The sequence below is a fragment of the Thiobacillus thiophilus genome, from assembly GCF_055378705.1.
Map to the genome: position 1 here is coordinate 2,882,065 of NZ_AP042404.1, position 22,546 is coordinate 2,904,610.

At 60.3% G+C, this 22,546-nt stretch carries 21 protein-coding genes and 2 pseudogenes; 11 read left to right on the forward strand and 12 right to left on the reverse strand.

The window, feature by feature from the left end; genetic code table 11:
* Positions 1 to 1,356, forward strand: a complete 1,356-nt coding sequence (gene radA / locus ACZ41T_RS14440; protein ID WP_464922062.1) for a DNA repair protein RadA — start codon at positions 1 to 3, stop codon at positions 1,354 to 1,356.
* Between the two features lie 10 nt (positions 1,357 to 1,366).
* Here radA and ACZ41T_RS14445 read toward each other — a convergent pair whose 3' ends face one another.
* Genes ACZ41T_RS14445 through ACZ41T_RS14465 form a run of 5 tightly spaced genes read right to left on the reverse strand, consistent with a single transcriptional unit; the run spans position 1,367 to position 5,999 of the window.
* Positions 1,367 to 2,602 (reverse strand): hypothetical protein, encoded by a 1,236-nt coding sequence (locus ACZ41T_RS14445; protein WP_464922063.1) that lies wholly within the window; start codon positions 2,600 to 2,602, stop codon positions 1,367 to 1,369.
* Between the two features lie 11 nt (positions 2,603 to 2,613).
* The gene (locus ACZ41T_RS14450; RefSeq protein ID WP_464922064.1) at positions 2,614 to 3,363 is read right to left on the reverse strand and encodes a hypothetical protein; all 750 of its coding nucleotides are present in this window, start codon (positions 3,361 to 3,363) and stop codon (positions 2,614 to 2,616) included.
* A gap of 29 nt (positions 3,364 to 3,392) precedes the next feature.
* Complete coding sequence (locus tag ACZ41T_RS14455) at positions 3,393 to 3,926, reverse strand: hypothetical protein (RefSeq protein ID WP_464922065.1); 534 nt, start codon at positions 3,924 to 3,926, stop codon at positions 3,393 to 3,395.
* Entirely contained in the window at positions 3,923 to 4,375 is a 453-nt protein-coding gene (locus tag ACZ41T_RS14460; RefSeq protein WP_464922066.1) for a DnaJ domain-containing protein, read from the reverse strand. Before ACZ41T_RS14460 ends, ACZ41T_RS14455 begins: the two co-directional genes overlap by 4 nt.
* The gene (locus ACZ41T_RS14465) at positions 4,368 to 5,999 is read right to left on the reverse strand and encodes a peptide chain release factor 3 (protein ID WP_464922067.1); all 1,632 of its coding nucleotides are present in this window, start codon (positions 5,997 to 5,999) and stop codon (positions 4,368 to 4,370) included. Before ACZ41T_RS14465 ends, ACZ41T_RS14460 begins: the two co-directional genes overlap by 8 nt.
* 92 nt (positions 6,000 to 6,091) lie before the next feature.
* Here ACZ41T_RS14465 and ACZ41T_RS14470 point away from each other — a divergent pair, with 92 nt between their 5' ends.
* The 6 genes and pseudogenes from ACZ41T_RS14470 (at position 6,092) to cfa (ending at position 11,016) form a co-directional block, all read left to right on the forward strand.
* Positions 6,092 to 6,235, forward strand: coding sequence for a hypothetical protein (locus tag ACZ41T_RS14470; protein ID WP_464923990.1), 144 nt, complete (start codon positions 6,092 to 6,094; stop codon positions 6,233 to 6,235).
* Between the two features lie 176 nt (positions 6,236 to 6,411).
* Positions 6,412 to 6,711 carry an IS66 family insertion sequence element accessory protein TnpA gene (gene tnpA / locus ACZ41T_RS14475; protein WP_464922068.1) on the forward strand — a complete coding sequence of 100 codons (300 nt, stop codon included), beginning with the start codon at positions 6,412 to 6,414 and terminating at the stop codon, positions 6,709 to 6,711.
* Positions 6,711 to 6,791, forward strand: a pseudogene (locus ACZ41T_RS14480) (hypothetical protein); the annotation flags it as partial. The gene tnpA and the pseudogene ACZ41T_RS14480, both read left to right, overlap by 1 nt.
* Before the next feature lie 3 nt (positions 6,792 to 6,794).
* Positions 6,795 to 7,466: pseudogene (tnpC, locus tag ACZ41T_RS14485) on the forward strand (IS66 family transposase); the annotation flags it as partial.
* A 316-nt stretch (positions 7,467 to 7,782) separates the two neighbouring features.
* Positions 7,783 to 9,249, forward strand: a complete 1,467-nt coding sequence (gene pyk / locus ACZ41T_RS14490) for a pyruvate kinase (protein ID WP_464922069.1) — start codon at positions 7,783 to 7,785, stop codon at positions 9,247 to 9,249.
* Positions 9,250 to 9,843: 594 nt separating this feature from the next.
* Positions 9,844 to 11,016, forward strand: a complete 1,173-nt coding sequence (gene cfa, locus ACZ41T_RS14495) for a cyclopropane fatty acyl phospholipid synthase (RefSeq protein WP_464922070.1) — start codon at positions 9,844 to 9,846, stop codon at positions 11,014 to 11,016.
* 6 nt (positions 11,017 to 11,022) lie between these two features.
* Here the strand turns inward: cfa and ACZ41T_RS14500 are convergent, their stop codons facing one another.
* Entirely contained in the window at positions 11,023 to 11,814 is a 792-nt protein-coding gene (locus ACZ41T_RS14500; protein WP_464922071.1) for a glutathione S-transferase family protein, read from the reverse strand.
* A 224-nt stretch (positions 11,815 to 12,038) separates the two neighbouring features.
* Between ACZ41T_RS14500 and cynS the strand changes: the two genes are divergently transcribed.
* On the forward strand, positions 12,039 to 12,482 hold the full coding sequence (gene cynS, locus ACZ41T_RS14505; RefSeq protein WP_464922072.1) for a cyanase: 444 nt from the start codon (positions 12,039 to 12,041) through the stop codon (positions 12,480 to 12,482).
* Between the two features lie 602 nt (positions 12,483 to 13,084).
* Here the strand turns inward: cynS and ACZ41T_RS14510 are convergent.
* From ACZ41T_RS14510 to ACZ41T_RS14530, 5 genes are all read right to left on the reverse strand, one after another.
* A complete protein-coding gene (locus ACZ41T_RS14510; RefSeq protein WP_464922073.1) occupies positions 13,085 to 13,855 on the reverse strand; it encodes an SDR family NAD(P)-dependent oxidoreductase in 771 nt (256 codons plus the stop codon).
* A 370-nt stretch (positions 13,856 to 14,225) separates the two neighbouring features.
* Entirely contained in the window at positions 14,226 to 14,504 is a 279-nt protein-coding gene (locus ACZ41T_RS14515) for a type II toxin-antitoxin system RelE/ParE family toxin (protein WP_464922074.1), read from the reverse strand.
* 16 nt (positions 14,505 to 14,520) lie between these two features.
* On the reverse strand, positions 14,521 to 14,706 hold the full coding sequence (locus ACZ41T_RS14520; RefSeq protein ID WP_464922075.1) for a hypothetical protein: 186 nt from the start codon (positions 14,704 to 14,706) through the stop codon (positions 14,521 to 14,523).
* Positions 14,707 to 14,785: 79 nt separating this feature from the next.
* Positions 14,786 to 16,681, reverse strand: coding sequence for a molecular chaperone HtpG (htpG, locus tag ACZ41T_RS14525; protein ID WP_464922076.1), 1,896 nt, complete (start codon positions 16,679 to 16,681; stop codon positions 14,786 to 14,788).
* A gap of 197 nt (positions 16,682 to 16,878) precedes the next feature.
* The gene (locus ACZ41T_RS14530; RefSeq protein WP_464922077.1) at positions 16,879 to 17,505 is read right to left on the reverse strand and encodes a phosphoribosyltransferase; all 627 of its coding nucleotides are present in this window, start codon (positions 17,503 to 17,505) and stop codon (positions 16,879 to 16,881) included.
* Positions 17,506 to 17,666: 161 nt separating this feature from the next.
* Here ACZ41T_RS14530 and ACZ41T_RS14535 point away from each other — a divergent pair, with 161 nt between their 5' ends.
* Positions 17,667 to 20,669: an EAL domain-containing protein gene (locus tag ACZ41T_RS14535; protein ID WP_464922078.1), complete on the forward strand. Its 3,003-nt coding sequence runs from the start codon at positions 17,667 to 17,669 to the stop codon at positions 20,667 to 20,669.
* 183 nt (positions 20,670 to 20,852) lie between these two features.
* Positions 20,853 to 21,191 carry a YkgJ family cysteine cluster protein gene (locus tag ACZ41T_RS14540; RefSeq protein WP_464922079.1) on the forward strand — a complete coding sequence of 113 codons (339 nt, stop codon included), beginning with the start codon at positions 20,853 to 20,855 and terminating at the stop codon, positions 21,189 to 21,191.
* A 169-nt stretch (positions 21,192 to 21,360) separates the two neighbouring features.
* On the opposite strand, the gene ampD is transcribed toward ACZ41T_RS14540, so the two are convergent.
* Positions 21,361 to 21,921, reverse strand: coding sequence for a 1,6-anhydro-N-acetylmuramyl-L-alanine amidase AmpD (ampD, locus tag ACZ41T_RS14545; RefSeq protein ID WP_464922080.1), 561 nt, complete (start codon positions 21,919 to 21,921; stop codon positions 21,361 to 21,363).
* Between the two features lie 79 nt (positions 21,922 to 22,000).
* On the opposite strand from ampD, the gene ACZ41T_RS14550 reads away from it, so the two are divergent.
* Positions 22,001 to 22,546, forward strand: coding sequence for a hypoxanthine-guanine phosphoribosyltransferase (locus ACZ41T_RS14550; protein ID WP_464922081.1), 546 nt, complete (start codon positions 22,001 to 22,003; stop codon positions 22,544 to 22,546).

Sequence of the window (22,546 nt, forward strand, 5' to 3'; positions counted from 1 at the left end):
ATGGCCAAAACCAAAACGATCTACAGCTGCACCGAGTGCGGTGGGCAATCCCCCAAGTGGCAGGGGCAGTGTCCGGCCTGCAACGCCTGGAACACCCTGGTCGAGACCATTGCCGAGTCGGCCAAGCCGCGCTACCAGGCGCTGGCGGCGTCGAGCCAGGTGCAGATGCTGGGCGAAGTGGAGGGCGCCGAGGCGAGCCGGATTCCGACCACCCTCGGCGAGCTCGATCGCGTGCTCGGCGGCGGGCTGGTAGCAGGCGGCGTGGTGTTGATCGGCGGCGATCCCGGCATCGGCAAATCGACCTTGCTGCTGCAGGCGCTGGCGGTGTTGTCGCAAAGCCTGCCGACGCTGTATGTCAGCGGTGAGGAATCGGCGCAGCAGCTGGCGCTGCGCGCGCGCCGCCTGCAGTTGCCGGAAGCGCATCTGCCGGTGTTGCCGGAGATCCGGCTCGAAGCGATTCTGGGCCATCTCGCCTCGATCAAGCCCGCCATCGCGGTGATCGATTCGATCCAGACCGTGTATTCCGAAACCCTGACCTCGGCGCCCGGTTCGGTGGCGCAGGTGCGCGAATGCGCGGCGCAGCTGACGCGCTACGCCAAGCAGAGAGGCTGCGCGATTCTGCTGGTCGGCCATGTCACCAAGGAAGGCGCCATCGCCGGCCCGCGCGTGCTCGAGCACATCGTCGATACCGTGCTGTATTTCGAGGGCGATACCGGATCGAGTTTTCGCCTGGTGCGCGCGATCAAGAACCGCTTCGGCGCGGTGAACGAGATCGGCGTCTTTGCGATGACCGAGAAGGGCTTGAAAGGCGTGTCCAATCCTTCGGCCATCTTCCTGTCGCACCACGGCGCGCCGGTGCCGGGCTCCTGCGTGCTGGTGACGCAGGAAGGCACGCGTCCGCTGCTGGTCGAAATCCAGGCGCTGGTCGACAGCAGCCAGTCGCCCAATCCGCGCCGTCTGTCGGTTGGCCTGGAACAGAACCGGCTCGCCATGCTGCTGGCCGTGCTGCACCGCCATGCCGGCATTTCTTGTTCCGATCAGGATGTGTTCGTCAACGCGGTAGGCGGGGTGAAAATCAGCGAGCCTGCGGCCGATCTGGCGGTGCTGGCGGCGATCGTGTCGTCGCTGAGAAGCCAGCCCCTGCCCGACAAACTGGTGATGTTCGGCGAAGTGGGTCTCGCCGGCGAAATCCGGCCGGTGCAGCGCGGCCAGGAACGCCTGAAGGAAGCCGCCAAGCTTGGGTTCACCCAGGCCATTGTGCCGGCCGCCAATCAGCCCAAACAGAAAATCCCCGGGATGGAAATCCATCCTGTTCATCGGCTGGACGAGGCAATCCGGTTTTTCAGGGAAAGCTGAAGCCGAACAATTACTGCCTGCGCACTTTCCAGGTGGCACGGCAGGTTTTTCTCAGGTATTCAAGAGCACGTGCCATGTGGGTGTCCGGCCAGTTGGGGTCGCGATCGCTGAGCTGTTCTTCCGCTTCGCCCTGCAGCTCATCCTTCCAGAATTTCTGCAAGTCCTCCCGCATCGCTTCAGGCGCATGGTCGTCGACAAACTTGATCACGGCCTGGGAATCAAAACCGCACGTCCGAAAAACACGAATGATTTCCCGTGCTTCCCGCAGGAGCAGGCTGGCTTTGGGTGGAAATCCTGTCGCAACGAGAAGAAACACCGTGGCCACAACCGCCGGGTCGTCCGCCTCGCCTCGCGTCACGCGATCCCATTCCCTGGCAACCAGGCGATCGTATTCCCTGACGTCTTCGTCCAGGCTCTCGCTGACGAAATACATCCCGCCTGAGTTCCCATACAGAAATTTATCCACCGTGCTGGAGGACGCCCGAATCTGCGGCAAATCCGTTTCGATGAAACGGTCCATCGCACGGCGTGCAAGCTGCTGGAATTCCGTTGGCGCCTCCCTGAGGAAGGCTTTCAGCCGGTCTTCGTCCAATCTGGCTGTCGGATTCCTGGCGGCTTTGAACAAGCGGACAAAAACCGTGCGGGTCGGCAGCTTCAGATCGGCCTGATCTACAAAGATCACCAGCATGGCGCTCCGGATCAGCGACTCCGCTTCATCGACATCGTCGCGGGGAACGCCCATTTTTGTTGCCAGCCAGAACGCGAAATCGATCATGTTCCGGTTCTCCTGGCGCATGGCAAGCCCAGAGCGATATTCGGCAAAGGAGATCGTATCCGCAGCCGTTTTTTCGTCGAGATAGGCGCGTTGCCTCTCGGCTGAAACCGGACCATCTTCGATCAGCGTGCCGTCCGGCATCGCATGGAGCCGTTTGAGCATGTCCGAGCCGGCCTTGGAGTGCGACAGCAAGGTCTTGTCACGCAAGGAGGTTGCGGCGATCTTCAGGTCGCCGCCCGACATGTCCTCGAGGTAGAGGCTGACCAGATTCACCATGCGGCGCAGCGCGAGTTCGAGTTCGGGACGCAGATGAGCGGTGCCGAAAAAGTTGGCGATCTGCACAATGCCTTTGGAAAAATCCGTCTGGATGCCGAGCAGTCGTTCAGGCGTGATGAGCCCCTGCTGAACGCCGTAACGCAGGGCCTTGTCGAAAAACGGCCGACTGTCGAAAGTCGCGAGTGCGGTTGCCATGCGTCCAGCCCTTAAATTGCGGACTCTTCCTCGTCGCCCGCCGCTTGCCCGGCGTCCGGAAATTCGGGCGCGAAAGCCGCATCGAACATCTCCAGCATTTTCTGCGTACGGTCACGCAGGATGATCATCGTTTCCTCGAATGCATCGGGCACCTCGTAGCGCAGCACCCAGGCGGTTTCCATCCAATCGCCATCGGCCACCTCCGAACGGGATAGCAGCGGGCGCGTATCTTCGATGAAATTGCCGAACGCCAGGCCATGATCGATTTCCTCGATTTTTTCCATCAGCCAGGTGTTGTGGGTTTTGACATCGGAATCAGGATCGATTTGCGGCGTGAAACTCCCGTTTGTGGCGAAACAAAAAACTTCGTCGTAATGGTCGGCAAAATAGTCGGCCAGCGTGTCACTGCCGCCCTCGATGTCGGCCATGGCCTCGAGGTATTCGTGGGTGGTGTCGGCGTCGCGGTAAAGAACGGCATTCACCATGGCGCGCAGTCTTTCGCTGGTGCGATCGCCATACTTTTTTTCCAGCACGATCGAGCGGGCAAACTGCTTGGGCGTGACCAGCATGTTCACCACGGATTCCCTGGACGAATCGAATTCGCGCATGACCGCAAGCAGGTCCTTGGGCTGCAACTCGTCCAGGATCTCCACCAGCGCGTGATCGCCCTGCTCGTCGGCAATGGTCGCGAGCGCATGCTCGGCGCCGGCGATATCGCCGGCAAGTATCAACTGCGAGGATTTCAAAACAACCGGATGCATGCCATGTCCTTCTTTATGAATAGTTACGCTTAACGATCCAGCGGATCGAATCCCTGCTCGGCGAGCCAATCCGCGCCTGCCTCGTTCAAGTCATCCGAGCCATTCTCATCGCCGCTTTCGTCATCGTCTTCTTTCTCGGCTTCCGACTCGCGCATCGGCGCCGCCACCGAATCCTTGCCGCGCAGGAATTCCAGCGCGGCGGCGGCGACGAGGAATACATCGCCTCCATCCGCTTTCAGCGACGATTCGATCAGCGGCCTGGCCCAGTCCGATACCGTCAACTCGTTTTCCAGTTCGGCCCATGCGAAGAACGTGGCATCTCCGGGCTCGCTCAGCACGACCTGTTGCATGATTTCAGGCGACCTGAAACCAAAGGCGCCGTAGAAAACGACCGATACCATTTCCGGGCTGAATTCGATCATTGGCAGGATGGCGTCGATTTCCCGCCGCTTTTCGTCCAGGCGCTTTTGCAGCACCGATTTGCCACCGGAATCTGTCACCAGGTCATCGATCTCATCGATGTAGTTTTTGATGAGATCCGAAAAATAACGGGATTTTTTCACTGAATGACGTCCTGGATGTATTTGCCTGAAATGTCCCATGCGACAGCCAAAGGATCTTCGATCAGATTGCGTTGCCGGTATTCGTCGTAAGCCTTGCGGCGCTCGGGGTCGGAAAGCACTTCATAGGCTTCCTGGGCTTCCCTGAAGCGTGTAGGGGAATCCGGAGACTGGTTTTTGTCGGGGTGATATTGTGCGGCTTTTTTTCGGTAAGCAGCCTTGATTGAATCTGCTGTCGCAATGGGCGAGACGCCCAGTACTTCATAGTTGTCCTGCATAAGAATCCTTTGTGTGAGCGCCAGGGAAGCGTTGAACCATTCCGTCATCGCGAGGAGCGAAGCGAAGTGGCGATCCAGGCTTTTCATTTTGCCGACATTCTGGATTGCTTCCCGCCGCGCTTCGCTCGCGGTCGCAATGACGGGAAGTGATTTATTCGGTTTTTCCCTAGCCAAACAGCTGCCCGTGTTCCCTTGTGTCGTGGAAAGCGACCTTGGGCCAGCGCTCCTGCGCCAGCTGTAAATTCACGCGGGTATCCGCCAGATACACCAGGTTGCCGTCAACGTCCTTCGCCAGCTTCAGCGTGTTGGCCTTGGTGAATTCGGCCAGATGCTGGGCGTCCGGGCAGGTGACCCAGCGCGCGGTGTAGATACCTGCGTTCTCGAAACTGGCGTCGACGCCGTATTCCGTTTTCAGGCGATGCGCGACGACCTCGAACTGCAGCTGCCCGACCGCGCCGATCAGCAGGGTGTTGTCGGTAAAGGGCTCGAACACCTGCACCGCGCCTTCCTCGCCGAGTTCCAGCAGGCCCTTGTTCAGCTGCTTGGCGCGCAGCGGGTCGCGCAGGCGCGGGCGGCTGAACAGCTCGGGGGCAAAGTAGGGGATGCCCTTGAACTGCAGGGCCTCGCCCTCGGTGAGGGTGTCGCCGATATGCAGCTGGCCGTGGTTGTGGATGCCGATGATGTCGCCGGCCACCGCGTCTTCCATGCGGGTGCGCTCGTTGGCCATGAAAACCACGGCGTTGGCGATCTTTATGTCCTTGCCGGTGCGACGGTGGCGCACTTTCATGTTGGGGCTGTAACGCCCGGAACAGACGCGGAAGAAGGCGATGCGGTCGCGGTGCTGCGGGTCCATGTTGGCCTGGATCTTGAAAACGAAGCCGGTGAACTTGGGCTCGGTGGGGTCGACCACGCGCTCGACCGCCTCGCGCGGCTGCGGCGGCGGCGCCCAGTCGGCCAGTGCGCGCAGCACTTCGCGCACGCCGAAGTTGTTGATTCCGGAGCCGAAAAACACCGGCGACTGCCTGCCCTTGAGAAAGGCATCGAGATCGAAGCTGTCGCCGGCGCCGCGCACCAGCTCGATTTCCGACAGCAGGGTGTCGGCTTCGAGCGGGAAACGTTCCTTCAGGGCGTCGTCGCCCAGCCCTTGCAGCGACTCGAACTTCTGACTGGCGTTCTCCTCGCCCGCCTTGAAGCGCAGGATTTCGTTGTTGAGCAGGTGATACACGCCCTGGAAGCGCTTGCCCATGCCGATCGGCCAGGTCACCGGCGCGCAGTGGATTTTCAGGATCGACTCGATCTCGTCGAGCAGCTCCAGCGGCTCGCGCACCTCGCGGTCCATCTTGTTGATGAAGGTGATGATGGGCGTGTCGCGCAAACGGCACACCTCCAGCAGCTTGATGGTCTGTTCCTCCACGCCCTTGGCGGCGTCGACCACCATGATCGCGGCGTCCACCGCCGTCAGCACGCGGTAGGTGTCTTCTGAAAAGTCCTTGTGGCCCGGGGTGTCGAGCAGGTTGAACACGCAGTCGCCGTGGGAGAACTGCATCACCGAACTCGCCACCGAAATACCGCGCTCGCGCTCCACCTCCATCCAGTCGGAGGTGGCATAGCGTCCGCTTTTCCGCGCCTTGACCGTGCCGGCCATCTGGATCGCGCCGCCGAACAGCAGCAGCTTTTCGGTCAGCGTGGTTTTGCCCGCGTCAGGGTGGGAAATAATGGCGAAAGTGCGGCGTTTCCTGACGTCGCGCGCCAGGGCCGGATCGCCGGTTTGCGCCGACGCGGTGAGAGTGGATTCCATCGGGGGTAAAGCGGTAAACAGCAATCGCATATTTTACCGGAGACCCGGTCACTTTGCCCGAACACTGGCGTTCAGGTTGAATCGGACTCGAAATTGTCGCCGAGGGGGTCGAAGAAGAAGGGCAGGCGGTTCATTTGCGCGCGCTGCAGTGCGACGTGATTCAGGGCTACCTGATCAGCCGACCGCTACCGACCGATGAGATGACGCGCTTCCTGGAAGCTTTCAGGCCTTCTTGATTTCCAGTCGACAAGGGCCAAGCCGACGCGGCAGCAGGAGAGGTTGGTTCTGAGGGGAAGAGGGGGCTATGTTTTGACGTGGGTGCCTGAAATGAAAAGGGTAAACGTCCAGCCGCCCTACCTGTAGTTCCCTGCCAATCTCATGCAATCCTGGCCCTTTTCCGAAGGGACACCAGATGGCGAAGCGGCATGGACTGGAATTCTGGCGAGCGCATCTTGCAGCCTGGCGTCGGAGCGATCTGACGCAGAGGAAATACTGTGCGAATCAAGGCTTGGATAAGAAGGCGTTTTATCGTTGGCGGCGCAAAGAGAGGGAAGCCGTTGCATCGGCAAAGTCAGCCCTCGCCCTGATTCCGGTCAGCATCGTTCCGATCAGCGTCGGCGCAGCGGTAACGGGGAGCGTCGTCCGCCTCCACAACAGCCCCGGCGGCTGGAGTGCCCCGTGGCTGGCCGGCCTGTTGCGGCAACCGCCATGATGCCCGCACCGACCCAGGTCTGGCTGGTGGTTGAACCCATCGACAAGCGTGCCGGCATCGACGGTCTCTCCCAGCGGATCCAGAATACCCTTGGCCGCTCCCCCTGCGACGGCACGGCCTACACCTTTCGCAACCGATATCTTGAGGGCTGGCAAGGCCATCTGATGGTGGATGACTACGCCGGTTACAAGGCGCCGTTTACGCATGGCGTCACGGAACGGGGCTGCCTGGCGCATGCACGTCGCAAGTTCTTTGACCTTTATGCGGCCAACCAAAGCCCGGTCGCCGCCGAGGCGCTGCGCCGGATCGGGGAGTTGTGTGAGGCGGAACGGCAAGCCCAGGGAATGGAGCCGTTGCGGCAGACCGACGCCCGCCCCAGGCTGGATACCTTGCGGACCTGGCGGATGCAGACCCGGCTCGGCGTCGCCAATGGCGATGCCACGGCCAGGGCGCTCGATTACAGTATCAAGCGCTGGCCAGCGCCGATGCGCTACGCTGACAGCGGCGTGCTGCCGATCGATAACAATCCGGTGGAGAACGCGATTCGGCCCATCGCGATCGGGAAGAAGAACTGGCTGTTCGCCGGCTCGGAGCGCGCAGAAAAACGGGCGGCAGCCATTCAGAGCCTGCTGGGAACCGCCAGGCTCAATGGCCTGGATCCTCATGCCTGGCTGAAGGGTACTTTGGAGAAATTGCTTGCTTGGTCCAATAGCCGGATTGATGAGTTGCTGCCGCTGAAAACCGTATTGCCGTAAATCTTGCTGCTGCGGGGGTGGGGCGGCTGGGCGCTTACCCTTGGTCTTGCGCTCCATCACCTTGGTCATCCGCGTTCCAGCCAGCAGAGCCACGATCATGCGGTGATTGGCACCATCCCGGCAGGCGTTATGGATGATATGGGTGACGGAGGCGGCATTTCAGAGTCGAACGACGTTTGTTGCTCAACCGCGCACCCCATGAGCCACACTCCCGTAAGCGGAAAATGCTACGCTTTCAACTGGCGGGCGTCATCCACAAATCCGATGGCAGACCCCATTTCTTCTCCCAACTTGACACTGTATGGATCGTCCTGCCATGGCCGCACTTCTGCGACGTACCAAGATCCTCGCCACCCTCGGCCCGGCAACCGACGCACCAGGGGTATTGGAATCGATCATTGCCGCCGGCGTTGATGTAGTCCGGCTGAACTTTTCCTTTGGCGATCCGGACTCGCACCGGGCCCGCGCCGAAGCGGTGCGCGAGGCCGGACATCGCCTGGGGCGTGAAGTCGGGATCTTGGTGGACCTGCCCGGCCCGAAGATCCGGATCGGCCATTTCGTTGACGGCAAGGTCCATCTGACGGCGGGCGACCGCTTCGACCTGCTCGCCCGCGCCGATGCCGCTCCGGGCACTGCGGCCGAGGTTGGCGTCAGCTATCTCGGGCTGCCCGGCGATGTCGCGCCGGGCGATGTGCTGTTGATTGACGACGGCATGATGCACTTGCGGGTGACCTCGGTGGACGGACAGCGGATCGCTACCGAAGTGCTCAACGACGGCGAACTGTCCGACCGCAAGGGGCTGAACAAGCAGGGCGGCGGGCTGTCGCTGGACGCGCTGACCGAGCACGACGCGGACCTGATCAAAGTCGCTGCGCAGATGGGCGTGGACTTCATTGCCGTCTCATTCTGCCGCACCGCCGCCGACATGCACAAGGCGCGCCGGCTGGCCCGCGCGGCCGGCAGCGACGCCTACCTGGTAGCAAAAATTGAGCGCGCCGAGGCAATTGAGAATCTCAACGAGATCATCGATGCCAGCGATGTAGTGATGGTGGCCCGCGGCGACCTGGGGGTGGAGATCGGCGACGCCGAGCTTCCCGGCCAGCAAAAGAAGATCATCCGCGAATCGCTGGCCCGGCACCGGGTGGTGATCACCGCGACGCAGATGCTGCATTCGATGGTGGAAAGCCCGATTCCGACCCGTGCCGAGGTACTGGACGTGGCCAACGCGGTCATCGACGGTACCGATGCGGTGATGCTCTCGGCCGAGTCCGCCATCGGCCGTTTCCCGGTGCGCGCGGTGGAGGCGCTGGCGCGGATCTGCCTCGGGGCCGAGCGCCAGTTCGACCACGACACCGACTTCGAGGCCGCGCCGCGCAATCTGCAGCGCGCCGACCAGGCCATTGCCATGGCGGCGATGTTCGTCTCCGAACACATCGGCGTGCGCGCGATCATCGCCATCACCGAGTCCGGTGGGACTGCCGGATTTCTGTCGCGGTACCGCTCGCCGGTGCCGATTTTCGGGTTGTCGTGGCATCCGGGCACCCGCCGCAAGATGGCCCTGATGCGTGGCGTTATCCCACTGGATTTCGACAGCCGTGGCATGGACACCCGCGACGCGGTCCACAATGGCGTGCGCCGCTTGTTTGACGCCGACCTGTTGGCCGTCGACGAACGGATCATATTCACCAGCGGGGACGAGATGGAGCTCCGCGGCGCGACCAATACCATGCGTCTGCTGCGGGTCGACGAGACCGGCAATGCGGAGATCCTGGGGGGCTTGTAGGGCGTATAAGCCGCTGTTTTTTAATGATGTTCGTATGTGCTGCGGGCTATGCCTATGAGCCAGCAGCCACGTCCGGCAGGCAATCCATGCGCATCGAACAGCGTGCCGACATCGCCCGGGCAATGGTCGCGTCGGTCAAGGGCCAAGTGGCGGGGCAGTTCCCCGTGGACAGGCCGTGTGTCGATGGCCTGACGGGTTTTTATTGCGAAACGAAAGTCGCCACTCACAGGAGGTCAGCCCGGCTCAGCGCCACGCAGGGGACGATCATGCGATTCTGACTTCGACATGTCTTGTGTGCCTCAGGGCTCGCGCATTCAACCCGGCGCGCGGGTCCGGCGGCACTCGAAACTGGGCGTCCATCGGTGCCGTCACGCTCAATCCCGAGCGTGACGCCCTCATAAAGACGTATTTCTCAGGTAACGATATCAACCGTTGGCGGCATGACCGAGGCGACAACTCCCCCGGTGTGCGTCGTGGGCAGGCGGAGTCTTATATATCGATATATTCGATATATAAGACATAAAAAAATCGTTTGTTAAATAATTGGTGAAAATCTACTCTGGGGTCTTCAATAATTGGACAGGGAAATACTCGATGCACACAGAAGACGCTCTGATTTTTGACCCAGCTGAGAGCGCTTCGACGCTTCATGAGCCGCCCGCTGTCATTCGTGATCTCGTCAGCGAAGCAGGAGTTTCTATCAATGGAGATGCGCCCTGGGATATCCAGGTACTCGATGAACGCGTCTATCAGCTCGTCCTGACGAAGGGGTCGCTCGGATTCGGCGAGGCCTATATGGATGGGATGTGGGAATGCGAGCGGATGGACCAGCTTTTCCACCGCCTGCTGAGGGCCAAGGTAGAAGAAAAAATAGACAAATGGTCGCAGCTGCGCCTGCTGGGCGAAATTTTGCGCCATAGCCTGTTCAACCTGCAATCCAGTCAGCGCGCCTTCCAGGTGGGCGAACAACATTACGACATCGGCAACGACGTGTTCGAGGCCATGCTCGACCCCACCATGAGCTATTCCTGCGCTTACTGGCATAACGCCGCCGGACTGAGAGATGCGCAATTGAAGAAGCTCGACATGATTTGCCGCAAGCTGGAATTGCAGCCCGGCGAACGCATGCTTGAAATCGGCTGTGGATGGGGCGGATTGGCCGCTTATGCGGCGGAGCACTATGGCGTTGAAGTGGTAGGCATCACCATCTCAAAAGAACAGCAGAAGCTGGCACAGGCGCGCTGCGAGGGTCTGCCGGTATCGATCAAGTTGATGGACTACCGGGATCTCGCCGAGCAATTTGACAAGATCGTTTCGGTGGGAATGTTCGAGCACGTCGGCCCGAAAAACTATGCCGCCTATTTCGATACCGCACACCGCGTGCTCAAGGACGATGGCCTGTTCCTGCTGCATACCATCGGAAATTCCGTTACTTCGCCGAAGACCGATGCCTGGATCGACAAATACATCTTCCCCAATGGCAAGCTGCCATCGGCAAGGGAGATTGCGTCATCCCTGGATCACCGCTTCCTGATCGAGGACTGGCATAATTTCGGGCTGGATTATGACCGCACCCTGATGGCCTGGTGGGAAAATTTCGACGTTGCCTGGCCCTTTCTGGAATCCAAATACGGCAAGCGTTTCTATCGCATGTGGAAATACTATCTGATGAGCTGCGCGGGCTTTTTCCGTTCTCGTCAGGGACAGCTCTGGCAACTGGTCCTGAGCAAGCCGGAAAGAGCAGGCGGCTATCGTTCAGTGCGGTAATACACCTTACAAGCCAAGCTCCGCGTCGGTCGCACTGTGTTCGTACTTGTTTCGCGGGGGCCAGGGGCGGGCACGCCAGTCGGGTGTCAAGGACATGGACGACTTCATTCGGCCGGGCAGCAAGGCACCGTTTCCGGCGCCCTTTGAATAGTCGTAATAGAGCTTGACCACTTCTTCCCGGCTCGTCTGCTGGACGGCCGGATGCGAGAGGCAGGCATCGATCCACTCGCGTACGCGGGCGTAGCGTGCCTCGTTGGGGAGCGTAAAGTCTTCGTAATACTCCAGAAACCAGAACCGTTCGAAGAATGGCGTGAAAACGACTTCCGCCCAGCCGAATTCCTCGAACAGGAACGGCCCGGACGGTGCGTGTTCCTGCAGGAAATCGTTCAGCTGCGCGTACTGATTCAGCATGTCTTTCCGCAGCGCCTCGCGGCGTGCGGGATCCTGATTCATCAACCATCCGTAGCCGGCGCTGAAAAAGTTGGCATCCATCCGCGTCAGCATGTTCTCCACTGCGTGACGGTAGGGGTCGCGTTGAACGACAGGGCGTTCCGGATAGATGTCCTCCAGATACTGCAGGATGACCAGACTTTCCTTGATGATATGCCCGTCGGCAGTCTCCAGCACCGGCAATGCCGTGGTGCCACGCGTTTTTTGCAGCAACCAGTCGGGCCGCGGCCGCGTGATGTCGATCACCTGATGCGCGATTTCATCGTGGCGACCTTTCAGAGTCAGCAGGATATCCAGCCGCTGGCAGAACGGACAGACAGGGATGTGATAGAGCGTTGGCTTGTTCATGGCCGCAGTGTGACACACGTCCGCTGGAAAGGTTCTCTGGTGGACGAAGTGGGAGGGGATTCAGGTATAGCCAGCCTCGCGCCTGACGGCTTGCTGACATGAAATGGTGTCTGACCCGAGGTTTCGAAATGCACTTTTGCTTGATCTGTTATAAACATCGAGAATGCTCAGCGCAGCAAGCGGCTGGGCATTCTCGATACCGACTGTTTCAATAGGAACCCGCCATGACACGCAACGAAGTCACCGAACTGATCATCACCCACAAACTGCGTAAACACCTGACCTGGCCGCAACTGGCAGACGCCATCGGTATGAGCAAGGAGTGGACGACCGCAGCCCTGCTGGGGCAGATGACGCTCACCGCCGAACAGGCCGACAAGATTGGCTCTTTGCTGGACCTGCCTGCCGAAGCGGTTGAGCAATTGCAGCTTGTGCCCTATAAGGGATCGCTGCCGACCGCCATTCCGACCGATCCGCTGATTTACCGCTTCTACGAACTGATCAACGTTTACGGCACCACCTTTAAAGCCCTGATTCACGAAGAATTCGGCGACGGCATCATGAGCGCCATCGATTTCAACATGGACATTCAACGCGAACCCGATCCCAAGGGTGACCGCGTCAGGATCATGATGAGCGGCAAGTTTCTGCCCTACAAGAGCTATTAGTGTCACGAACCGGAAATAGCGGAACAAATGAAACAGATGGATTTTTTCGCCAGGCCAGGCGCAGACCCGCAGCCGTATGGGGTATACGGCAAGGGGCTGCAACGACGCATGGCGGAAAAAGACGCTGTTTCATGTTTCGTTATTTCCGGTTCGTGACACTAGGAATACACATTGAGCCTCGGTCCCATCGATGGCCGAGTGCCTTCGGCATGCAGCCTGTCCACTCAACTAAAAATATCGGTCGGGCAACTTTCGGACAAAGGCCGCAAGGGAAGTAATCAAAATTCTTACGGGGTGCTCATCTCGCCACGCATAAAAATGGGTGGCAGGCACGACTCGGTCGTAGCCCGTATCGAGGAAACGGGTTCGACCTGAAACAGCAAGGCAGGATGCAGTACGGTCGTGCAAAGAAAACCCGCCTTCAACAAGCGGGCGGGTAAAGTGTTCGCGCTTGACTACGGTCGGCTAATCGGTGGCCCCATTGATTCGACCCGTATTGCCGTCACCACATGATTTGACAAATACCTTGGCGCAAGAGCGTTGCTGACTGAGCGTGCTGACTGAGTGCTTACCCTTGTTCGACATAACACCTGTCATGCCGTCTATCGGGCGGTATAGCCGCCATCGATCACCAACTCGGTGCCGGTCACGAATTTGGATTCATCCGATGCCAGGTACAGCACGCCATATGCAATATCGTCGGGTTCTCCGGTATGGCCAATGGGGTGGAGACTATCAAGCTGGCTCATGAATGCCGCAGCACCTCCCGGTGATTTCTCTGCGAGCGCCTGGACGAGCGGCGTCCTGATAAAACCCGGGTGTAGGGAATTGACCCGGATATTGTCCTTGGCATAGATCAACGCATCGTTCTTGCTCATCAATCGAACGGCACCCTTGGAGGCATGATAGGGAGGCAGATCCGCGGCACCTACAAGGCCATAGATGGAAGACATATTGATAATGCTCCCGGCGGAAGCCTTTTGCATGTAGGGGATGGCGTGTTTGGTACACAGAAACACGCCGGTGACGTTGACGCTCATGAGTGTCTCCCACTCTTTCTTGGATATCTCATGGGTAGGTTTATCCACGCCGGCGATGCCTGCATTGTTGATCAGGATATCGATCGATCCAAACTCACGGGCAACCTCTGTAAAGACCTTTTGCACGTTGTCTTCATCCGTGGTATCGAGATGCCAATACCTCGCCGAGTTCCCCGCTGCATTGATCTCGTCCGCCAGACTGTTACCCGCTTTATCGTTAATGTCTGTGATGGCCACTTTGGCCCCTTCCCGGGCCAGCAAGAGGGCGGTCGCTCTACCGATGCCGCATGCAGCACCCGTTATCACGGCAACTTTTCGATCTACTCTTTTCATGATGATCTCCTTGATGTGTTGAATCTTGAATTCAACGCGTAAGTGCAACGCTACAAAAGCGGTAAGAGGGCAGGCTGCGGTCCCATCGTGGCGCCACTCACCGCCACGTAACAGGAGCAGAGAAAGCCGAGCTGCTGGGGCGAGGCAAATCGACCATCAGCCGGGAGCGGACACGTAGGGCCAGGAATAAATGGGGTCTACCATCGGATTTGTGGATGACGTCCGCAATTGAAAGCGTAGCATTTTTTGCTGACGGGGGTGTGGGTGTGGCTCATGGGGGCCGCGGTTTAAAGGAATCAAAGGGGCCGTGCTCGAATTATTTTTTCGATAAGGAAAAAGTAAGGATAAAGGGGGCACTTCCCTGTATCTGCTACGCCTCCCACGGTCGATCGCTCAGATTATTCAAATCCCGGCTGCCGTGCAGTATGGTCAGAATATCGATTCTGTTTTCAGATACGCGGTAAATGATGCGATACCCCTGGAACACAAGTTCACGGACATCCGGCATATGGCGTTCCAGAACCACCCACCCCAGTTCCGGGAAAGATTTGAGATGATCGACATGCTCAAAAAGACGCTGAATGAAAAGCTTGGCACGGAAGGGGGAATCCTCCGCGATGTAACTTCGCAATGCCGCCATGTCCAGCATGGCGGGTTCAGACTATTCAATCCGCATCGCCGAGCAGTCGCTTCCTCGCTTCGTCGTGGGAGAGGGTGCGCCCCTCGTTTACGGCTTTCAATCCGGCCTCGGTTTTTTGCCGCACATAAAACTCATACATGAGATCGTCGAAAGTCGCTGTATCCGGCAAGTGCTCGATCAATTTGCGTGCCATGTCCTTGACTGACTGCATGGCATGTCCTCACAAATAATCAACACTCGAATTTTACCCGCATCCCGGCAGGGTCACGCTTGCTTTTAAAGCTTGCCGATTAGCCCGGCAACAGCGCCAACAACCCATTCAACCGCCGCACAAAACTCGCCGGATCGTCGAGCTGGCCGCCCTCAGCCAGCAGCGCTTGCTCGAACAGCAGGTTGGCCCAGTCGGCGAAGCGGTCTTCGTCGGCTTCGCTGTTGAGTCGTGTGACCAGCGCATGTGACGGGTTGATTTCCAGAATGGGCTTGACGCTGGGTGCGGCCTGGCCGGCGGCCTTGAGCAGGCGTTCGAGGTTGGCACTCATGTCGGCTTCGCCGGTGACGAGGCAAGCCGGCGAGTCGGTGAGGCGGTGGGTGACGCGGACTTCCTTGACGCGCTCGCCGAGGGCGGTCTGGATGCGCTCGACCAACGGCTTCATGGCGTCTTCGGCTTCTTTCTGCGCGGTCTTCTCGGCTTCATCTTCGAGTTCACCCAGATCGAGTCCGCCCTTGGCGATGGACTTCATCGGCTTGCCGTCGAACTCGTTGAGGTTGCTGGTCAGCCATTCGTCGACACGGTCGGACAGCAGCAGGACTTCGATGCTTTTCTTGCGGAAGATTTCGAGGTGCGGGCTGTGCTGGGCGGCGGCGAAGCTGTCGGCGGCGATGTAGTAAATGTCCTTCTGGCCTTCCTTCATGCGGCCGATGTAGTCTTTGAGCGAAACGATCTGCGCGTCGGTGTCGGCGTGGGTGGAGGCAAAGCGCAGCAGGCCGGCGATGCGGTCTTTGTTGGCAAAGTCTTCACCCGGGCCTTCTTTCAGCACCTTGCCGAATTCTTTCCAGAACGCGACGTATTTCTCCGGCTGGTTCTCGGCCAGGTCTTCCAGCAGGCCCAGCACCTTTTTCACCGAGCCGGCCTTGATGGCGTCGATGTCGCGGCTCGACTGCAGGATCTCGCGCGAGACGTTGAGCGGCAGGTCGGCCGAGTCGATGACCCCGCGCACGAAGCGCAGGTACTGCGGCATCAGCTGCTCGGCATCGTCCATGATGAAGACGCGGCGCACGTAGAGCTTGATGCCGTGGCGGCTTTCGCGGTTGTAAAGGTCGAACGGCGCATGCGAAGGCACGTAGAGCAGCGAGATATATTCCTGCTTGCCCTCGACGCGGTTGTGCGACCAGGCCAGCGGCGGCTCGAAGTCGTGGGCGACGTGCTTGTAGAACTCGTTGTACTCGTCTTCGGTGACGTCCTTCTTGGGGCGCGCCCACAGGGCCGAGGCACGGTTGACGGTTTCGTCCTCGTCGGTGGGCGTCTCGACACCGTCCTTCCATTCGGTCTTCTTCATCACGATGGGCAGGGTGATGTGGTCGGAATAGGTGCGGATGATCGACTTGATCTTGTAGTCGGAAAGGAATTCGTCGGCATCTTCGCGCAGATGCAGCACGATTTCGGTGCCGCGGCCGGGCTTGTCGACGGTTTCCAGGGTGTAGTCGCCGGCGCCTTCGGATTCCCAGCGCACGCCGTGTTCGGGGGTGAGGCCGGCGCGGCGGGTGGTGAGGGTGACGCGGTCGGCGACGATGAAGGCGGAGTAGAAGCCGACACCGAACTGGCCGATCAGCGCGGCGTCCTTCTTCTGGTCGCCGGACAGCTGGCTGAAGAATTCGCGGGTGCCGGACTTGGCGATGGTGCCGATGTGCTCGATGACCTCCTGTCGGCTCATGCCGATGCCGTTGTCGCTGATGGTCAGCGTGCGGGCGTCGCGGTCGAAGGCGATGCGGATCTTCAACTCGCTGTCGTTTTCGTACAGCGCGCTATCCGACAAGCCCTCGAAGCGCAGCTTGTCGGCGGCGTCGGCGGCGTTGGAAATCAGTTCGCGCAGAAAAATGTCCTTGTTGGAATACAAGGAATGGATCATCAGCTGCAGCAGCTGTTTGACTTCAGTCTGAAAGCCGAGGGTTTCTTTGGTAGCGGACATGCCTTTGATCTCCCGTAACGCACAAATAAGGTGACAGGGGAGGTGGGGGCGGGGGTGGCGGGTTTCAAGGGCGGATGTGACAAGGAAAGCGGCGGTCTGGAACACGCCGGATACGCTGTCATGGCGTGTAAAGCGGCCCTGTCGAATGATGCCTGCGGGTCGACTACCTTCTGTGAAGGCTCCCGCAGGGCGATCGATCAGGCCTGCTTGAGAATGGCCTCGACTTCGCTGTCGTCGATCTGCGGAAAGTCGGCATAAAACTGCCCGACCGCCTGAAAGAACGGCGGCGCCTGCAGGCACACCACTTCGTCGGCATAACCGCGGATCATTTCCAGCGTGTCCGGCGGCGCCACCGGCACCGCGCAGATCAGGCGCGCCGGTTTCTTGGCGCGCAGCGCATGCAGCGCGGAGATCATGGTCGCTCCCGTGGCCAGTCCATCGTCCACCACGATCACGATGCGCCCGGCCGGGTCGATCGGCGGCCGCTGCGGCGTGTACTGTGCGCGCCGCTTGCGGATCGTCGCCAGCTGGGCCTGCTTTTCCTGCTCCAGATAAGCCGGCGTGCCGCCGGCCGCTTCTGCGTAGTCCGCTATATAGGTCCATCCCGATTCGTCGATCGAGCCGAGGGCGAATTCCGGATTGGACGGCGCGCGCAGCTTGCGCACCAGCACCACGTCGAAATCGCCGTCCAGCGCCTTGGCCAGCCGCTGCCCCATCGGCACGGCCCCGCGCGGGATGGCCAGAATCAGCGGATTCTGGCCCTTGTAAGCAGCAAGGGCTGCGGCGAGCTGGTCGGCGGCCTGGTATCGATTGGCAAAAAGCATGAAGACCTCCCTCTGTATTTATCTTCATCCTAGCAGCCTGCCGGACCGCCTGTATTGGGCCTGGCCCGTGACATTTCCGGGCCAGGCCGCCTGAAAGTCTTAAGACTGTCAGGGTTTGTGTCGCTAGGGTACAAATCGATCAAAGGACTCGGGCATAGGCTATGGATGTACGGGTAGCGGATGGCGACAGTTACACCCCGGTGGCACCTGCCATCGGATTGTCCGTGTTGCCATGGGCGATTGTGCTCGCAGTGTTCTGGACCGCGATGGCGGTGATGTCCCTGCTCTGGAATGTCGTGCAGGTGCGCGAGCTGGTGCTCGAGCAGGCCCAAATCGAGTTGCGGGCGAATTTCTTCAAGGATCTCGCTTTCCGCGACTGGGCCACCAGGCATGGCGGCGTGTACGTGCCTGTTACCCCGGAGACCCCCCCCGATCCCTATGTGGCCAATATGCCGGAGCGCGATGTGCGCACGCCCTCGGGGCGCTTGCTGACCCTCATCAACCCGGCGCTGATGGTGCGCCAGTTCAACGAGCTGGCCAACGAGCGGTACGGCGCTCACGGTCACTTGAGCGGTCTCAATCCTGCCAATCCCCAGAATCATCCCGATCCATGGGAAGGCCGGGCGCTGGTGCAGTTCAGCCAGGGTGTCGAGGAGGTCACGGGCGTCGACGAGATTGGAGGCGCTCCCTATCTGCGCCTGATCCGGCCGATGATGATGGGACAGAAGTGCCTGGCTTGCCATGTCCGGCAGGGTTACCAGGAAGGCGACCTGGCCGGCGGCGTCAGCGTGTCGGTGCCGCTCGCTCCGCTCAATGCGGTGGCCGACCGGCGCATCAGCGCGCTGGGGCTCGGCCACGGCGTACTCTGGCTGTTCGGCGTGATCGGTATCGGTGCCGGCGCCCGGCAATTGCGGCGTCGAATTGACGAGAGCGAAGCCGTTCATCATGCGCTGGTGGAGCATGAGGATCGAACGCGCGCGATTCTTGGCGCCTCGCTCGATGGCATCATCGCGATCAATGCCGACAACGAAATCATCGACTGGAATTCCCAGGCCGAACAGACATTTGGCTGGCCGCGCGAGGAGGCGCTGGGACGTTCGCTTTCGGAAACCATCATCCCGCAACGCTTTCACGACCAGCACGCAGCAGGTCTGAAGCGCAGCCTTGAGAATGGCGCGGCCGTATTGATCGGCCGCCGTGCCGAACTGGTCGGCCTGCACCGGAATGGCCACGAGTTTCCCATTGAGATATTCATCGCACGCATCAGTACCTCCGGTGCGCCGTGCTTCAGCGCCTATGTGCGCGACATCAGCGAGCGCAAAACGGCGGAAGACAAGATCAATCGCGACCACCATGCGCAGCGGGTCCTGGCGGAGCTGCTGGAAACCTCCATGTGCCAGGATCCCTTCGCACAGCGTTTGCAGTTTGCGCTGGAACTTATCCTCTCGACGCCCTGGCTGTCGCTGAAAGGTTCCGGCAGCATTTTCCTGAGCGACGCGGTATCCGGAAATCTGCGTATGGCCGCCAAAAAAGGATTGTCGGCGGACATCGAACAGACCTGCGAGACTGTCGAGATGGGTCATTGTCTATGCGGGCGGGCGGCGGCGACCCGCGAATTGCTGTTCGTCGATTGTGTCGATGAGCGGCACGAAACCCATTCTCCTGGCATGTCGGCGCACGGACACTATTGCGCCCCCATCCTGTTCGACGGGGTGCTGCTGGGCGTGCTGAATCTCTATGTGGACGCCCACCACAAGCAGTCGCCCGCGGAAGTGCAGTTCATCACTGCCGCCGCGCATGCCGTGGGCGGCATGATCCAGCGGCATCAGGCCGAGCAGCAGTTGCGCCATCACGCCTATCACGACGGTCTGACCAAAATGCCGAACCGGACCTTGTTCATGGACCGTCTGGAACAATGCCTGCGTTTCGGCGAACGTCATCCGGCGTTGCGCTGCGCCGTGCTCTACCTGGATATCGACCGCTTCAAGACGATCAATGACAGCCTTGGCCATATCCTGGGCGATCAGTTGCTGCTTGAGGTGAGCGAGCGTATCCGCGTCAGCATGCGGCCGGAGGATACGGTTGCCCGCATGGGCGGCGACGAGTTCACGATTCTGCTCGAAGACGTGTCGGAAGCCGCCGATGCGCTGCGCGTAACCGACCGGCTGCACACGGCGCTGCTGCCGCCGATCATGCTCGAAGGCCGCGAAATATTCGTCTCTGCGAGCATCGGCATTGCAATCGCCGCACAGAATGGCTGCAATGCCCCCGACCTGCTGCGCGACGCCGACACCGCGATGTACCGCGCCAAATCCCAGGGCACGGGGCAGACAGTGTTGTTCGACGAGCACATGCACCTGCGCGCCGTGGCACAACTGACGCTGGAATCCGAGCTGCGCCGGGCGGTGGCGCGCGCGGAATTACGCGTGTATTACCAGCCCATTGTCGAGGCAAGCTGCGGCGAGGTGCTCGGCTTCGAGGCGCTGGTGCGCTGGGAGCATCCTGAACGCGGCCTGGTCTCGCCTATCGAGTTCATCCCGCTGGCGGAGGAAACCGGACTCATCAACGACATCGGCCACTGGGTGCTGACGGAAGCCTGCCGCCAGCTTCAGGAATGGCGCTCGGATTTCCCGCAACGGCCGGACCTGTATATGAGCATCAACCTGTCCGCCAAGCAGTTTCTGCAGCCGGACCTGGTGGACCGGATCGACGCGGCGATTGCCGAGACCGGCGTCGATCCGCATTATATCGCGCTGGAAATCACTGAAAGCGTGCTGGTGCACAACCGCGAAATGGCGAACATGATTCTGCTCGACCTCAAGGCGCGCGGACTGCATCTCTATGTCGACGATTTCGGCACCGGCTACTCCTCGCTGAGCTATCTGCAGAACTTCCCCTTCGATGCGCTGAAGATCGACCGTGCCTTCGTCAGCCGCCTGACGCCCGGAATCGAGGACACGGAGATGGTTTCAACTATCATCGCCATCGCCCGCAACTTCAAAATGGGCGTGATTGCCGAGGGCGTGGAGAGCGACGGACAACTCGAACGCCTTGTCGAACTGGGTTGCCAGAAGGTGCAGGGTTATCTTTTCTCGCCGCCGCTGCCGGCGACCGCCGCGCGTTCTCTGGTGCTGGCGCGCGGCGCCGGCTTGTCCGGCGGATAGGGGAATATCCGAAGCGTCGCGGCAGACGGCTTGCACGGCGGGCATTCATTCCCCATGGCTTGACCGCGTGCCGTGATTCCCGGCCGTCAGACGTCCCACTGGCCGTGTTCGCGAATACGCAAACCCGGCCACGTCCGATACCGTTCGTCCAGGGATTCGCTTCCCGAATGCGACAATGCAAACATGAACGCAACCAACGACCTCGACCTTACCGGCGACAGCCCGGCCATCTCGTGCGCCACCTGCGAAGCCTGCTGTTGCAGGCTGGAAGTCCTGCTGATGGGCGATGACGACGTCCCGATGAGGCTGACCGCTCAGGACCAGTGGGGCGGTTGGGTGATGCGCCGTCTTGACGACGGCTGGTGCGCGGCGCTCGATCGAGGCACCCTGTTATGCACCATCTACGCACGCCGGCCAGCCGTCTGCCGCGAATATCAGGTGGGCGATCATGAATGCCTTGGAGAGCGAGCCCGGCTCTTGCCCGACGACCCGCCCGGCAGGCTCGTTTTTCGGCGGGGCTGAGAGGAGAAGAAGCTTAAACCAGGTCGGTGGTGACGGGTCGGTTTGTGCGCTTGTGTTGAGACGGCATCTGGCACGTGTGGCCTTCAGGGGGCATTGTGCCTGAGGCTAATGCGCCCTGCACGAGCCGTACTGCGTGAAACCTGTCGAAAAACCTTATGCACCCAACGCCTCACCCCACCAACGCCCGCACCCGTTCCCACTCAAAACAAATACCGGGATCGGTCTTGCGCTCTGGCGCGATGTCGCTGTGCCCCACCACCGCGCGGATCGGATAAGCCTGTTTAAGCGATTGCAGCAGCGGAATCAGGCTGGCGTACTGCGCTTCGGTGAACGGCAGGTCGTCTGTGCCTTCCAGCTCGATGCCGATGGAAAAATCGTTGCAGCGTTCGCGTTCGCACCAGTTCGAAACGCCGGCGTGCCAGGCGCGCAGGCTGCACGGCACGAACTGGATCAGCGTGCCGTCGCGGCGGATGAAGAAATGGGCCGATACCTTGATGCCGCGGATTTCCTGGTAATACGGGTGCGCATCCCAGTCGAGCCGGTTGGTGAAGAGGTCGATGACCGCATCGCCGTCGAACACGCCCGGCGGCAACGAAATGTTGTGGATGACGACGAGCTCGATCGCTGTGCCATCCGGGCGCGCATCGCAATTGGGCGAGGGCAGCCGGTGGGCGGCGGAAAGCCAGCCAGCGGCATCGAGGCTGCGGGGAGGAAGGACGGAAAGCGACATGGCGCAAGCTTACTCGAGCCGTGCGAAGTCCGGAAACATCGCTTAGACTTCCGGCTTTTGTCGAATCGGCCCCTACCTCATGACGCCGCTAGAAGCGCAACAGTTGCTGGACAATGCCGAGTGTGTCGCGTCTGCCGACACGGTACAGGCCGTCATCAACCGGCTGGCTGGTGAGATCAATGTTGCATTGGCAGCGGATTTTCCGTTGGTGCTGGCGGTGATGGGCGGGGCGGTGGTGTTTGCCGGACAGCTCCTCCCCAGGCTGAACTTTCCGCTGGAATTCGATTACCTGCATGTGACGCGCTATCGGGGCAATACTTGCGGTGGCGAGATGGAATGGCGGGTGCTGCCGGGGAAAAACGTGGTGGGGCGCAGCGTGCTGGTGCTGGACGACATCCTGGACGAGGGGGAGACACTGGCGGCGATTCGCGACAAGCTCCTGCACATGGGCGCGGCGCGGATATTGTCGGCGGTGCTGACCGACAAGGACAATGGCCTTGCCAAACCGGTCCGGGCCGATTTTGTAGGGCTGGATGTGCCCAACCGCTATGTGTTCGGCTGCGGTATGGACGCTTACGGGGTGTGGCGCAATCTGCCCGCCATTTACGCTTTGAAGGACGAATAA